Source organism: Variovorax sp. DXTD-1 (assembly GCF_003984625.1).
In the GTDB taxonomy this organism is placed as follows: Bacteria; Pseudomonadota; Gammaproteobacteria; order Burkholderiales; family Burkholderiaceae_C; genus Variovorax.
The window spans coordinates 396,227-410,310 of sequence record NZ_RWKH01000001.1 but is presented as its reverse complement, the minus strand read 5'-3'; the positions used below and the strand labels follow the sequence as shown (position 1 = coordinate 410,310).

At 64.3% G+C, this 14,084-nt stretch carries 15 protein-coding genes; 5 read left to right on the top strand and 10 right to left on the bottom strand.

Features of this window, described 5'->3' with window-relative positions:
• The first annotated feature begins 28 nt into the window (after positions 1–28).
• Positions 29–901 (top strand): acetyl-CoA carboxylase, carboxyltransferase subunit beta, encoded by an 873-nt coding sequence (gene accD / locus EJI00_RS01925; RefSeq protein ID WP_126745767.1) that lies wholly within the window; start codon positions 29–31, stop codon positions 899–901.
• A gap of 22 nt (positions 902–923) precedes the next feature.
• On the opposite strand, the gene EJI00_RS01920 is transcribed toward accD, so the two are convergent.
• Positions 924–1,481, bottom strand: a complete 558-nt coding sequence (locus EJI00_RS01920) for a YggT family protein (protein WP_126745766.1) — start codon at positions 1,479–1,481, stop codon at positions 924–926.
• A 49-nt stretch (positions 1,482–1,530) separates the two neighbouring features.
• On the opposite strand from EJI00_RS01920, the gene EJI00_RS01915 reads away from it, so the two are divergent.
• The 4 genes from EJI00_RS01915 to EJI00_RS01900 all read left to right on the top strand — a co-directional run bounded on the left by EJI00_RS01915 (position 1,531) and on the right by EJI00_RS01900 (position 5,665).
• Entirely contained in the window at positions 1,531–2,178 is a 648-nt protein-coding gene (locus EJI00_RS01915) for an LON peptidase substrate-binding domain-containing protein (protein ID WP_260590420.1), read from the top strand.
• Positions 2,179–2,301: 123 nt separating this feature from the next.
• Positions 2,302–3,864 carry a lysine--tRNA ligase gene (gene lysS / locus EJI00_RS01910; protein WP_126745764.1) on the top strand — a complete coding sequence of 521 codons (1,563 nt, stop codon included), beginning with the start codon at positions 2,302–2,304 and terminating at the stop codon, positions 3,862–3,864.
• Positions 3,861–5,129 (top strand): Hsp70 family protein, encoded by a 1,269-nt coding sequence (locus EJI00_RS01905; protein WP_260590419.1) that lies wholly within the window; start codon positions 3,861–3,863, stop codon positions 5,127–5,129. The genes lysS and EJI00_RS01905 overlap by 4 nt, the downstream gene beginning before the upstream one ends.
• Positions 5,126–5,665 carry a M48 family metallopeptidase gene (locus EJI00_RS01900; RefSeq protein WP_126745763.1) on the top strand — a complete coding sequence of 180 codons (540 nt, stop codon included), beginning with the start codon at positions 5,126–5,128 and terminating at the stop codon, positions 5,663–5,665. Before EJI00_RS01905 ends, EJI00_RS01900 begins: the two co-directional genes overlap by 4 nt.
• A gap of 7 nt (positions 5,666–5,672) precedes the next feature.
• Here the strand turns inward: EJI00_RS01900 and nagZ are convergent, their stop codons facing one another.
• The 9 genes from nagZ to lepA form a co-directional block, all read right to left on the bottom strand.
• Positions 5,673–6,770 carry a beta-N-acetylhexosaminidase gene (gene nagZ, locus EJI00_RS01895; RefSeq protein WP_126745762.1) on the bottom strand — a complete coding sequence of 366 codons (1,098 nt, stop codon included), beginning with the start codon at positions 6,768–6,770 and terminating at the stop codon, positions 5,673–5,675.
• Entirely contained in the window at positions 6,767–7,168 is a 402-nt protein-coding gene (gene acpS / locus EJI00_RS01890; protein ID WP_126745761.1) for a holo-ACP synthase, read from the bottom strand. The genes nagZ and acpS overlap by 4 nt, the downstream gene beginning before the upstream one ends.
• A 13-nt stretch (positions 7,169–7,181) precedes the next feature.
• On the bottom strand, positions 7,182–7,946 hold the full coding sequence (locus EJI00_RS01885) for a pyridoxine 5'-phosphate synthase (protein WP_126745760.1): 765 nt from the start codon (positions 7,944–7,946) through the stop codon (positions 7,182–7,184).
• A complete protein-coding gene (recO, locus tag EJI00_RS01880; protein WP_126745759.1) occupies positions 7,943–8,716 on the bottom strand; it encodes a DNA repair protein RecO in 774 nt (257 codons plus the stop codon). Before recO ends, EJI00_RS01885 begins: the two co-directional genes overlap by 4 nt.
• 1 nt (position 8,717) lies before the next feature.
• Positions 8,718–9,632, bottom strand: a complete 915-nt coding sequence (era, locus tag EJI00_RS01875) for a GTPase Era (RefSeq protein ID WP_260590418.1) — start codon at positions 9,630–9,632, stop codon at positions 8,718–8,720.
• Positions 9,633–9,693: 61 nt separating this feature from the next.
• On the bottom strand, positions 9,694–10,380 hold the full coding sequence (gene rnc, locus EJI00_RS01870; protein WP_126745757.1) for a ribonuclease III: 687 nt from the start codon (positions 10,378–10,380) through the stop codon (positions 9,694–9,696).
• A 17-nt stretch (positions 10,381–10,397) separates the two neighbouring features.
• Entirely contained in the window at positions 10,398–10,766 is a 369-nt protein-coding gene (locus EJI00_RS01865; protein ID WP_126745756.1) for a DUF4845 domain-containing protein, read from the bottom strand.
• A gap of 31 nt (positions 10,767–10,797) precedes the next feature.
• Positions 10,798–11,763: a signal peptidase I gene (gene lepB, locus EJI00_RS01860; protein ID WP_126745755.1), complete on the bottom strand. Its 966-nt coding sequence runs from the start codon at positions 11,761–11,763 to the stop codon at positions 10,798–10,800.
• 8 nt (positions 11,764–11,771) lie between these two features.
• Positions 11,772–13,583 carry a translation elongation factor 4 gene (gene lepA, locus EJI00_RS01855; RefSeq protein WP_126745754.1) on the bottom strand — a complete coding sequence of 604 codons (1,812 nt, stop codon included), beginning with the start codon at positions 13,581–13,583 and terminating at the stop codon, positions 11,772–11,774.
• Positions 13,584–14,084 lie beyond the last annotated feature (501 nt).

Here is a 14,084-nt window from a genome sequence, read left to right as displayed (position 1 = left end):
CGGAAAAGGGGAGCTAATTCGGAGTCCTATGAGCTGGCTTGAAAAACTGCTACCCGCCAAGATCGCACAAACCGACCCGTCGGAGCGCCGCCAGGTGCCCGAGGGCCTGTGGATCAAATGCCCCGCCTGCGAAACGGTTCTCTACAAGACCGATCTCGAGCACAACCAGAATGTCTGCCCTAGCTGCAGCCACCACCATCGCATCGGTGCCCGCGCACGGCTCGATGCCTTCCTCGACGCCGAAGGCCGCTACGAACTCGGCCAGGAAGTGCTCCCCGTCGACGCGCTGAAGTTCAAGGACAGCCGCCGGTACCCCGAGCGGCTCAAGGAAGCGCTCGAGAACACCGGCGAAACCGACGCGCTGGTCGTCATGGGCGGCTCGGTCCACAGCATCAGCGTGGTCGTGGCCTGCTTCGAATTCGAATTCATGGGCGGCAGCATGGGCAGCGTGGTCGGCGAGCGCTTCGTGCGCGGCGTCGAAACGGCCATCGAGCAGAAGGTGCCGTTCATCTGCTTCACCGCCACCGGCGGTGCGCGCATGCAGGAAGGCCTGCTGTCGCTGATGCAAATGGCCAAGACCAACGCGGCACTCACGCGTCTTGCGAAGAAGGGCCTGCCCTACATCAGCGTGCTGACCGACCCGACCATGGGCGGTGTTTCGGCCGGCTTCGCCTTCGTGGGCGATGTAGTCATTGCGGAGCCCAAGGCGCTCATCGGCTTTGCCGGCCCGCGCGTGATCGAATCGACCGTGCGCGTGACGCTCCCTGAAGGCTTCCAGCGTGCGGAGTTCCTGCAGACCAAGGGCGCCATCGACTTCATCAGCGACCGCCGCGAACTGCGCAAGACCATTGCGAGCACGCTCGCGATGCTGCTGCGTCAGCCGGCCGACGCGGTCATCTGACAAGAATCCTGCCGGCGGGGCCTCAGCCCAGCCGGTAGGCCCAGACCAGCAGGTTGCCGAGCACGATGGCAATCACCTGCAGCACCACGATGGCGGCCAGGGGCGACAGGTCCACGCCCCCAATCAGCGGAATGAAGCGCCTGAAGGGCCGCACCAGCGGCTCGGCCAATCGCGAGATCAGGTCGAGCAGCATGGGCGACGCGCCCGGTATCCACGACAGCACGGCATAGACCACCAGCAGCGCGGTAAGGCCCGACACCGCGAGTTGCATCAGCCCCACCAGCGACACCAGTGGCAAGGCCGCGATGCGCCCCAGGTTGCCGATCAGCAGCCACAGCAACAGGAACTTCACGATCACCAGCAGCCAGGCCGCAATGGCGCTCGCCAGGTCCCAGCGCTTGACCGACGGCACGATGCGGCGCAGCGGCAGCACGATCCAGTCGGTAATCGCAAAAACGAAGCGCCCGAGCGGATTGCCGAAAGGCACCCGGTGGTACTGCATGTAAAGGCGCAGCAGGCAGGCGCCGCCGAGCAGGCCGACGATCACGTCGAGAAGAAACGAGGGGATCTGGTAGAGCATGGGGCAGGGTCGTGAGCGGAATGCGATGATAGCCATGCAAGGTTCTTCGATGACGACACAGCCCCTTTTGCATTCACTGCCATTGTTCCCGCTCGGTACGGTTCTCTTCCCGGGCGGCGTGCTCCCGCTGCGTATTTTCGAAGTACGTTATCTCGACATGGTCGGCAAATGCCGCAAGGCCGATGCACCGTTCGGCGTGGTCAGCCTCACGAGCGGCAGCGAAGTGCGCAAGGCAGGAGCCGATGCCGAAAGCTTTGCGGCCGTCGGCACGCTGGCCGTCATTCGCGAGTTCGAATCACCGCAAAGCGGCCTGCTCCAGATCGAATGCGTCGGCACGCAGCGGTTCCGGGTTCGCCGGACCGAGCTGCAGAAATACGGCTTGTGGGTGGCCGAAGTCGAAGCAGTGATTGCAGACACCGCCATCGAAATTCCCGACGACCTGCAGCACACCGCGACCGCGCTGCGGCGCCTCGTCGACACGCTCGAAGAACGCCGCCGCGCGCAGGGCGCCGAGGCCGTGCGCCTGCCCATCGGCGAGCCCTACCAGTTCAACGATTGCGGCTGGGTCGCCAACCGCTGGTGCGAACTGGTGCCCATGCAACTCGAACTGCGGCAACGGCTCATGGAACTCGAGAGCCCGCTGATGCGGCTCGAACTGGTCAGCGATCTGCTCGCGCGTGCGGGCATCACTGAATAGCTCGCTACTTTTTTCATAGCGTATCGCACAGGATTGGCGGGCACTGGAGGCCGGTTCCATTCGAACCCTATCGGCTAAAATGGCGGGTTGCGCACGCTCCCGTTGCGCCCTCCTCCGCTTTCCATGTCCGACCACCTGATCCCTTCCATTCCCACGCCCGCTGCAGCTCCGGCTTCCGCACCCGCCGTCGACGACAACCAGCTCATCGCCGAACGCCGCGAAAAGCTCAAGCTGATGCGCACCGCGCAGGCCGAAGGCAAGGGCGTCACGTTTCCGAATGACTTCAAGCCGGGCCATCGTGCAGCGGCCCTGATCGAGGCGCACGGCGCCACCGAAGCCGAAGCGCTCGAAGCACAGGCAGTCTCCGTGAGCGTAGCGGGCCGCATGATGCTCAAGCGCGTGATGGGCAAGGCCAGCTTTGCGACGCTGCAAGATGCCACGAGCCGCATCCAGCTCTACGTGACGCGCGACGCCGTCGGCGAAGAGGCGTACGCCGAATTCAAGCGCTGGGACCTGGGCGACATCGTCGGCGCCGAAGGCACGCTGATGAAGACCAAGACCGGCGAGCTCTCGGTCAAGGTGACCAGGCTGCGCCTGCTCACCAAGAGCCTGCGCCCGCTGCCCGACAAGTTCCATGGCATGGCCGACCAGGAGCAGAAGTACCGCCAGCGCTACGTCGACCTGATCACCGACGAATCCGCGCGCGTGCGCTTTACCGCCCGCAGCAAGGCCGTGAGCGCGCTGCGCGAGTTCATGGTGGCCAACGACTTCCTCGAAGTCGAAACGCCCATGCTGCACCCTATTCCGGGCGGCGCCAACGCCAAGCCGTTCAAGACGCATCACAACGCGCTCGACCAGGAGATGTTCCTGCGCATCGCGCCCGAGCTGTACCTCAAGCGCCTGATCGTCGGCGGCTTCGAGCGCGTGTTCGAAATCAACCGGAGCTACCGCAACGAGGGCATCTCGGTGCGGCACAACCCCGAGTTCACGATGATGGAGTTCTACGCGGCCTACTGGAACTACCGCGACCTGATGGACTTCACCGAAACGCTGATCCGCACCATTGCCGACAAGGCCGTGGGCACGCAGCAGCTCACCTACCAGGGCAAGGCGGTCGACCTGACCCAGCCCTTCGAGCGCCTGACGATCCGCGAGGCCATCCTCAAGTACACCGAGGCCGGTGATGGGGTGGACGACAGCGCCTGGCTCATCAACGCCCTGCGCAAGATCGGCCTGAATGAAGAAAAAGACAAGCTCTCGCAACGCAGCCTTGCCAGCCTGCAGGTGATGTACTTCGAAGAAACGGTCGAAGAAAAGCTCTGGCAGCCGACCTTCATCATGGAGCACCCGACCGAGATCTCGCCGCTGGCCCGCGCCAACGACGAACGTCCCGAGGTTACCGAGCGCTTCGAGCTCTACATCACGGGCCGCGAGTTCGGCAACGGCTTCAGCGAGCTCAACGACGCCGAAGACCAGGCCGCGCGCTTCAATGCCCAGGTGGCCGCCAAGGACAGCGGCGACGACGAAGCCATGTACTACGACCACGACTTCGTTCGCGCGCTCGAATACGGCATGCCGCCCACCGGCGGCTGCGGCATCGGCATCGACCGGTTGATGATGCTGCTGACGGATTCGCCCAGCATCCGCGACGTGATCCTGTTCCCGGCGCTGCGCAGGGAATCTTGAGTGTGAAGTTACCGTCGTCGCTGCCGACGATCGGCATCGACTTCGGCACCTCCAATTCCGCCGTGGCCTGCCGGGTCGATGGCGTGGCCCGGCTTCTGCCCATCGAAGGTGCGGCCACCACGCTGCCCACCGCAATCTTCTTCAACGCCGAAGACCGCACCACGCACTTCGGCCGCGATGCGATTGCGCTCTACCTCGCGGGTGTCGAAGGCCGCCTGATGCGTTCGCTGAAGAGCCTGCTCGGCAGCGCGCTGATGCAGGAAAAAACGGCCATCTACGATGGTCTCGTGAGCTTCGAGGACATCATCGCCCGCTTCTTGCGCGAGCTGGCCGCGCGGGCCGGCCGTGAACTGGGCGGGGTGCCCGAGCGCGTTGTCATCGGCCGCCCGGTTCATTTTGTCGACGACGACTCGAAGCGCGACGAGCGCGCGGAAGAAAGCCTGCGCCACGCCGCCCGTGCCGCGGGGTTTCGCGACATCGCCTTTCAGCTCGAGCCCATTGCGGCGGCCTTCGACTACGAGCAGCGCATCACGAAAGAGTCGCTGGTGCTGATCGTCGACGTGGGCGGCGGCACTTCCGACTTCACCGTGGTGCGGGTCGGCCCCGACCGAGCCGCGCGCGAAGACCGCAGCGACGATGTGCTGGCCACCAGCGGCGTGCACATCGGCGGCACCGACTTCGACCAGCGCCTGAACCTCGACCGCGTGATGCCGGAATTCGGTTTTCGCCACACAGGGCAGCAGGGGCGCGAGGTTCCGAGCAAGGTGTTCTTCGAACTCTCGTCCTGGCACCTGATCAACTGGCTCTATGCCGCCAAGGCGGTGCGGCAGGCAAAAGACCTGCGCACGAGCTACAGCGATACGCGGCTGCACGACCGGCTGATGGCGGTGCTCGAAGAACGGCACGGCCACCGCATTGCCAGCGAGGTGGAGCAGGCAAAAATCGACACTTCGGTCAACGATGCGCCCACCGCCATCGACCTCTCGTGCGCCGAACCAGGCCTGATCGCATCGCTCTCGCCCGCCGACATGGCGCAACAGCTCGCGCCGTTGCTCGAAAACGTGATTGCCTGCGCGCACGCCTGCGTCAAGCGCGCCGGGCTGCGCAGCGGCGATCTCGACGCCATCTACCTGACCGGCGGCTCTGCGGCCCTGCGGCCATTCCAGCAGGCCTTGCGCAAGAGCTTCGCCGGCGTGACGCTCGTCGAGGGCGACCTGTTCGGCGGCGTGGCCACCGGGCTCGCCTGCGCCGGCTCGGCTGCATGAAGTATCTCGCGGGGTATCCGCCCACGCTGCTGGCACAGGTGCAGCAACTGGTCGAGACCGAAGGACTCGCGCCGTTGCTGCGCAGCCGCTATCCCGGCTCCATGCACGAGGTGCAGACCGACCGCGCGCTTTATGAATACGTGAGCGAGCTCAAGAGCGACTTCATGCGCAAGGCGCCGCCGCTCTCCAAGGTGGCGTTCGACAGCAAGCTGCACGTGATCCGCAATGCGCTCGGCACGCACACCACCGTTTCACGCGTGCAGGGCAGCAAGCTCAAGGCCAAGCGCGAAATTCGCGTGGCGACCCTGTTCAAGGAGGTGCCGCTCGAATGGCTGCGCATGATCGTGGTCCACGAGCTCGCGCACATGAAGGAGCGCGACCATGACAAGAGCTTCTATGCGCTCTGCGAGCACATGGAGCCCGGCTACCACCGGCTGGAATTCGATGTGCGGCTGTACCTGACGCACCTGGATTCCGGCGGCGAACGCCTATGGACGAACTCGCCGGCGCCGCCTGCAGCGGGCAAGTCGCCGTAAGCAGGCTTCAGGCGCTGGCCAGGCCGACCTTCGCCAGTACTTGCCTTGCTTGCCTGTATCCCGTCGAGCCGACGAGTAGCGCATTCCAGTCGGCGTGCGGTGCATCGGGGAGCAGCGCCCGCCGGCGCGCTTCGCTAGCGGCTTCGGGCTGCCAACGCCCTGCCTTGGCTGCGGCGCCGAAGTCATCGAGCAGCTCGTCGAGCGCCCGTCCTTCGCCGATGCTCTGGTTGCACAGCATCGCCAGGTCGCAGCCCGCATTGAGCGCCGCCAACGCCGCATCGGCATAGCTCAGCAGCTGGCCGCCGATGTAGCGCCCTGCTTCCATGCTCAGGTCATCGCTGAAGATCGCGCCGTCGAAAGCGAGCCGGGTGCGCAGCACATCCTTCAGCCATTTCGAAGAGAAACCGGCAGGCCGCTTGTCCACCTTGGGGTAGATCACGTGCGCCGGCATCACCGCTGTGAGCGTGCCCGACAGCCAGTCGAACGGCCGCGCATCGTCTTCCAGGATCGCCTTCAGGCCGCGGGGGTCGACGGGAATCTCGACGTGCGAATCGGCCGTGACGAAACCATGCCCCGGAAAGTGCTTGCCGCAGTTGCGCATGCCCATCTGCAGCATGCCGTGCATCACGCTCTTTGCCAGCAGCGCCACCACCCGCGGGTCACGGTGAAAGCTGCGGTCGCCGATCACGCTGCTGCCGCCGTGGTCGAGGTCGAGCACCGGCGCAAAGCTGAAGTCGATGCCGCAGGCGCGCAGCTCGGCAGCCAGCACCTGGCCCGTTGCCGTTGCGGCCTGCGTGGCACGCATCGCATCGCGCATCCACAGCTCGCCCAGGGCGCGCATCGAGGGCAGGCGCGTGAAGCCGTCGGTACGAAACCGCTGAACGCGGCCGCCTTCGTGGTCGACACAGATCAGCAGATCGGGACGGATGGTCTTCAACTCTGTATTGAGCGCGGTCATCTGCGCGCGGTCCCGCCAGTTGCGGGCGAAATGAATCACGCCGCCGACGAAGGGGTTGGAGACGCGGCGGCGATCCGCATCGCTGAGTTCCGTGCCCGCCACATCGATGATCAGCGGCGCGTGAATGCTTGTTGTTGCCAGGGTCATGCCTCGTTCTTGTATTCGACCACGACGAAGCTCGCGGCGTATTCGGTTTCATCGGTCACCGTCACGTGCGCCGTGAGGCCCTTGGCCTCGAACCACTCCTTGAGCTCACCATGCAGCACGATGACAGGCTTTCCGCTGCGCAGGTTCGCAATCTCGCACAGGCGCCAGGTCATCGGCATGCGCATGCCCAGGCCGATGGCTTTGCTGAAGGCCTCCTTGGCGGAAAAGCGGGTGGCCAGATAACTCAGGCCACGCTTGGGCCAGCGCTCGCTGCGGGCCTTCCACACCGCGAACTCGGCGTCACTGAGCACCCGGTGGGCAAAGCGTTCACCCTGGCGCTCGAACGTCGCGGCGATGCGACGCAGGTCGCAAATGTCGGTACCAATGCCGTAGATCATGCCGCTGGAGCGCTCACTTGGCTTCGTCGATGCAGCGCAGGTACTCCCGCGTGGTGGCTGCGTAGCCCAAATCAAGCGCATCGGCGATGAAGGCGTGGCCGATCGAGACCTCCCGAACGCCGCGCACCGCACGCAGGAAAGCGGTCAGGTTGTCGCGGCTCAGGTCATGGCCCGCGTTGATGCCGAGGCCCGCGGCCTGCGCCGCACGCGCCGATTCGACGTAGCGCGCAAGCACGGCTGCTTCGTTCGAGGTGCCGCGCGATGCGGCATAGCCTTCGGTGTACAGCTCCACGCGATCGGCGCCCACGGCCTTCACCGCAGCCATCATTTCGGGGATCGGGTCCATGAACAGGCTCACACGGACGCCCAGGGCCTTGGCCTCGGCAATCACCGGGCGCAGGCGCTCGGCGTCTTCCGGAAAGCTCCAGCCATGGTCGCTGGTCGATTGCGATTCGCTGTCGGGCACAAAAGTGGCCTGGTGCGGCTTGAGCTCACGCACGAAGTCCATCAGGTTGTGGAACGGATTGCCCTCGATGTTGAACTCGATGCCCGGCCAGTCCTTTGCAAGCAGCGCGGAGAGGTCGCTCACGTCGTGCGCGCGGATGTGGCGCGCGTCCGGCCGCGGATGCACCGTGATGCCGTGCGCACCGGCGGCAAGGCAGGCGTTGGCAGCCTTCAGCACGCTCGGAATGCCCAGGTGGCGCGTGTTGCGCACAAGGGCCACCTTGTTCAGGTTGACCGACAGCGACGTGGTAGCGGAATGGCCGGGAGTGCTCATAGGGCTTGCAAATCTCTCATCATCTGCCGCGTGCGCAGCGTGGACACACCGCAATGGTAGTTGAGCAAGGCGCGCAGCTGGTTTCTGAGGGCACTGTTGCTGCCGGCGTTCATGGTCGCCACCTCCCGCAGCGTGGAGGTGAAGGGGGCGCGGTCATCGAGCACGCCCTGCAAGGACCGCCAATCGGCGCCGGCCAGCGCCGCCTCGCCCTCGCCCGCCAGCCGCAAACCCGCTTCCGGCACCAGGCTGTAGCGTGCCTCGGCCACGAGAGGTTCGAGCGTGAGAGTCTGCGCATCGAGCGACGGCAAGAGGCCCACTTCGCGCAGCAGCAGCAGCTCGAACGCCCGCAGCGCCGCAGCCTGGGTTGCGGCCTGCGCGCCGGCGTGGTCGCCCGCCAGCACCTGCACCACGCCCGCGTAGGCGTCGAACAGCGCCTCGTGGGCGTCGTCCCGCGCGAGCAGGCGCAGCAGCAGTTCGTTGACATAGTAGCCGGAGAGCAGCGCCTCGCCTGTCGGCATGACATGGCCGCCCATCCACTCGGCGCCCTTGAGCGTGCGGATCTCGGCGTCACCGCCATAGTTGAGTTGCAGCGGCTGCAGCGGCAGCAGCACGGGCCGGAAATTGGAGCTCGGCCTCTTCGCCCCCTTGGCCACGAGCGCAATGCGTCCGTGGTGGCGGGTGAAGACCTCGAGGATCAGGCTCGATTCGCTCCAGTCGTAGCGATGGAGCACATACGCCGGTTCGTGCGAGACGCGGTGGGCAGTCGCCACTTCATTCGTAGCCGAACGAGCGCACGCGCGCTTCGTCGTCTGCCCAGCCGGAGCGCACCTTTACCCACAGTTCGAGGAAAACCTTGGCGTCGGCCAGCTTCTCAAGCTCGACCCGGGTTTCCATGCCGATGCGCTTGATGCGCTCGCCCTTGTCGCCGATGACCATGGCCTTGTGGCCGTCGCGCTCGACCACGATGGTGGCGGCAATGCGCAGCAGCCGCTTCTGGCCCTTTTTCTGCGGCGGCTCTTCCTCGAACTTGTCGATGATCACGGTCGAGGTGTAGGGCAGTTCGTCGCCGGTCAGGCGGAACAGCTTTTCGCGCACCAGCTCGCCGGCCAGGAATTTCTCGCTCCGGTCGGTGAGCTCGTCCTCGGCGTAGAACCAGGGTTGCTCGGGCAGGTATTTTTCGCAGATACCGAACAGGCGTTCGACATCCTTCGGGTTCTTGGCCGACATGGGCACGAACTCGGCAAAGGGGTGCTTCGCCTGCATGGTCTGCAGCCAGGGCGCGATGTCGCCGCGGCGGTGCACGTTGTCGAGCTTGTTGGCCAGCAGCACGGTCGGAATGCCCTTGCCGAGCAGCTTGAGCACCCGCTCGTCGGCCGGCGTGAAGCTGCCCGCCTCGACCACGAACAGAATCAGGTCCACGTCGCCGACCGCGCCCTGCACGGTCTTGTTGAGTGACTTGTTCAGCGCGTTGGCGTGCAGGGTCTGGAAACCCGGCGTATCGACGAACACGAACTGCGTGGCACCGATGGTGCGCATGCCCGTGATGCGGTGCCGCGTGGTCTGCGCCTTGCGCGAGGTGATGCTGATCTTCTGGCCCACCAGCGCGTTGAGCAGCGTCGACTTGCCCACGTTGGGCTTGCCGACAATGGCCACCAGGCCGCAGTGCTGGGGCCCCGTTGTACCCATACCGCCCGCTGCGTCTTCGGGGTTTTCTGCTGCTGAATTTATAGCGTCGTTCATTCTGGTTTCACGCGGCCCCGCGTGCCTTGAGCCGGATCAACATGGCCGCCGCGGCAGCCTGCTCGCCGGCGCGGCGCGAGCCACCGATGCCGCGTTCGCGCAGGCCCAGCTCCGGCACCTCGCACTCGACATCGAAAGTCTGTTTGTGCGCGGCGCCGAGCGTGGCCGCTACGCGGTACACCGGCAACTTCATTTTGTGGCCCTGGAGCCATTCCTGCAATTCGGTCTTCGGGTCCTTGGCGGCCGCTTCCATGCGCGGATTGATCTCCACGGATTCATAGAGGCGGCGCACCAGCGCCTCGGCGGCCGCAAAGCCCGCGTCGAGGTAGACCGCACCGATCAGCGCTTCGAGCGCATCGGCCAGGATCGAAGGCCGGTTGGGCCCGCCGGAACGCGCTTCGCCCTCCCCGAGCCGAAGCAGCGGCGATAGCTGCAGTTCGAGCGCCAGGCGGTGCAGCGTGTCCTGCTTGACCAGGTTGGCACGCACGCGCGACAGATCGCCTTCGGGCAAGGCCGATAAACGGGTGTAGAGCAGGTGCGAAACGGCGAGGTTGAGCACCGAGTCGCCGAGAAACTCCAGGCGCTCGTTGTGGTCAGCCGAAAAACTGCGGTGCGTAAGCGCGAGCTGAAGCAGCCGCGTGTCGGAGAACGAATGCTTGAGGCGCTCCTGCAGCGCTACGAGGCCGCCGTCCACCTTGCGTGTCGCCGCGTTCAGCGGGTCTCGCCTTTGTACTTGAGCACCAGGTAGGCCGGGCCGAACAGCGGAATTTCCCGCTCGTAGGCATACGACACGACGACCTTGTCGCCGACCTTCTTGATGTCGAGGTCCTTGCCCGAAACGGACTTGAAGTCGTCGATGGCCTGCGCGCGGTCGAAGATGGCGCGCACTTCGGGCACGGTGGTGCCTTCCTTGGCTTTGTTGGCGGCCTTGTCGATGGCCTGGTACTCGATCAGCGTCGGGATGACCTGCGCGATGACCACGCCCAGGCAACCCAGCACCACGGCGACAAACACCAGACCGATGAACGAGATGCCGCGCTGGTGCGCGGCCCTGCTGCGGATGGACCGATTTGTTCTCATGCCCTCTTACCCCTCGAACAATGCTGATTACTTATTGAAATGGACCGATGCGACCCAGATCGCCGAAGTTCATCCACACGAAGAACGCCCTGCCCACGATGTTCTTGTCCGGCACGAAACCCCAGAACCGGGAGTCCGCCGAATTATCGCGGTTGTCGCCCATCATGAAGTAATTGCCGGCGGGCACCTTGCAGACCACGCCTTCGACCGAATAGCGGCAGTTTTCGCGGTAGGGAAAGTCGGTGGCACCTTGCACGAAAGCCGGGCCGGCGTCGTCGTTGAGCAGCCTGTGCTGCTTGCCGCCGAGGTCTTCGGTGAACTGCTTGAGCAGGCGCATCGAGTCGCCGTCGAGGTAATCGGGCATCGGGCTCTTGGAAACCGGCTGTCCGTTGATCGTGAGCTTCTTGTTCAGGTAGGCCACCTCGTCGCCCGGAATGCCGACCACGCGCTTGATGTAGTCCATGCTGGGCTTGGGCGGGTAGCGAAACACCACCACGTCGCCGCGCGCCAGCGGCGTGCCGTCGGTGATCTTGGTGTTGATGACCGGCAACCGCAGGCCGTAGGTGAATTTGTTGACCAGGATCAGGTCGCCGGTGAGGAGCGTCGGCATCATCGAACCCGACGGGATCTTGAATGGCTCGTACAGGAACGAGCGCAGCAGGAACACCACCAGGATCACCGGGAACAGCCCGGCCGTCCAGTCGAGCCACCACGGCTGCATGAGCAGGCGTTCGCTCGCCTTGGCGTCGACCGTATCCACCTGCGTGATGCCTTGGCCGGCCAGGCGGGCGTTGCGCTCGCTCAGCGAAGCCTCGAGTGCGGCGGCCGCGCGTTCGCGGCGTGGCAGGAAGTAGAAGCGCTCGGCCAGCCAGTAGAGACCGGTAACCACGGTGGCGCAGAACAGAAGCAGCGCGAAGTTGCCTTCGATGGCACCAAAGTACCAGGCACCGACGTAGCCGGTAAAGGCCGCGAGGACCAGAGTAGTGATGAATGCCATTTTTGAGATCAGTCTTCGACTTGCAGAATCGCGAGGAAGGCCTCTTGCGGGACCTCGACGGAGCCGATCTGCTTCATTCTTTTCTTGCCCGCTTTCTGCTTCTCGAGCAGCTTTTTCTTGCGGGTGATGTCGCCGCCGTAGCACTTGGCAAGAACGTTCTTGCGCAGCGCCTTGATTGTCTCACGCGCAATGATGTTCACCCCGATGGCCGCCTGGATGGCAACGTCGAACATCTGGCGCGAAATGATCTCGCGCATCTTCGACACCACCGCCCGGCCGCGGTACTGCGACTGGGTGCGGTGCACGATGATGGACAGCGCGTCGACCTTCTCGCCGTTCAGCAGGATGTCGACCTTGACCACGTCGGACGCGCGGTACTCCTTGAACTCGTAGTCCATGGAGGCGTAGCCGCGGCTGACCGACTTCAGCTTGTCGAAGAAGTCGAGCACGATTTCGCCCAGCGGCATTTCGTAGGTCAGCATGACCTGGCGGCCGTGGTAGGCCATGTTCATCTGCACGCCGCGCTTCTGGTTGGCCAGCGTCATCACCGCGCCCACGTATTCCTGCGGCATGTAGAGGTGCACGGTGACGATCGGCTCGCGAATCTCGCTCATCTTGCCGACGTCGGGCATCTTGGACGGGTTCTCGACCATGATGACTTCACCGTCGTTGCGCACCACCTGGTACACCACGCTCGGTGCGGTGGTGATCAGGTCCTGGTCGAACTCGCGCTCGAGCCGCTCCTGCACGATTTCCATGTGCAGCAGGCCGAGAAAACCGCAGCGGAAGCCGAAGCCCAGCGCCTGGCTCACCTCGGGCTCGTAACGCAGCGACGAATCGTTGAGCTTGAGTTTTTCCAGCGCGTCGCGCAGCGAGTCGTACTCGCTGGCTTCGGTCGGGTAGAGGCCGGCAAACACCTGCGGCTGGATTTCCTTGAAGCCCGGCAGCGCCTCGGTGGCGGTGGCGGCAGCGCCGCCGGTGCCCGGCTTGATGAGCGTCACGGTGTCGCCGACCTTGGCGGCCTGCAGCTCCTTGATGCCCGCGATGATGTAGCCCACCTCGCCCGCCTCGAGCGACGCGCGCGGCTCGTTGGCCGGCGTGAACACGCCGATGTTGTCTGCGTTGTACATCGCGCCCGACGCCATCATCTTGATGCGCTCGCCCTTCACCAGCCGGCCGTCCACCACGCGCACCAGCATGACCACGCCGACGTAGGGATCGAACCAGCTGTCGACGATCATCGCGCGCAGCGGGCCGTCGGGGTTGCCGCGCGGCGGCGGCATCTTGTGCACGATGGCTTCGAGGATCTCCTCGATACCGAGACCTGTCTTGGCGGAACACGGAATCGCATCGGTCGCGTCGATGCCGATCACGTCTTCGACTTCCTTGCGCGCGTTGTCGGGGTCCGCGTTCGGCAAGTCCATCTTGTTGAGCACCGGCACCACTTCCACACCGAGGTCGAGCGCGGTGTAGCAGTTGGCCACCGTCTGCGCTTCGACACCTTGCGATGCGTCGACGACGAGCAGTGCACCTTCGCATGCAGACAACGAGCGGCTCACTTCATAAGAGAAGTCGACGTGGCCCGGCGTGTCGATCAGATTGAGGTTGTAGACCTGTCCATCGAGCGCCTTGTAGTGCAGCGCAGCGGTCTGCGCCTTGATGGTTATCCCACGCTCTTTTTCGATGTCCATCGAGTCGAGCACCTGCGCTTCCATCTCGCGTTCCGCGAGGCCGCCGCAACGCTGGATCAAACGATCGGCGAGCGTCGACTTGCCGTGATCGATGTGCGCAATGATCGAAAAATTTCTGATGTGATTCATCAACGGGAACGCTTAAGTACTTGAATTGGCTCGTGCGCAGAGTGCGACAGGCAAGAAAAAAGGGCGCGTCTTCTGGAGACGCGCCCTGAACCAACAAGCAATGGCAACTGCAGTAGTTGGAACTTCATTGTAGGCAAAAAGGGAGGCACGTACATCCAGGGACAGGGTCAAAACGGGTCGTTGCGGGTCCACAACATGAAAGATATAAACAACTTATCCACAGGTTCGGTGGGGCACTCGATGAACAACTTGTGGGCGATCTGTGGAGCAGCGGTGGACTGCTGTCTGACATCTCGCATCGTGAAGGAATTCACCTTCCTTATGCATGGACCCACCGCCCAATGGCTCCTATTCTACCGAAAACCGTCCTAAGCCCGCTTACAAGTTAGTGAACACCAACAAAATAGCGGCTCATCGCGCCCCGAAAAAATTTTTGAGCCAGGCTACCGAGCGTCGCAAACACCTCAAAAAAAGGCCCCAAACCCGACTGCCGGGTGGGGC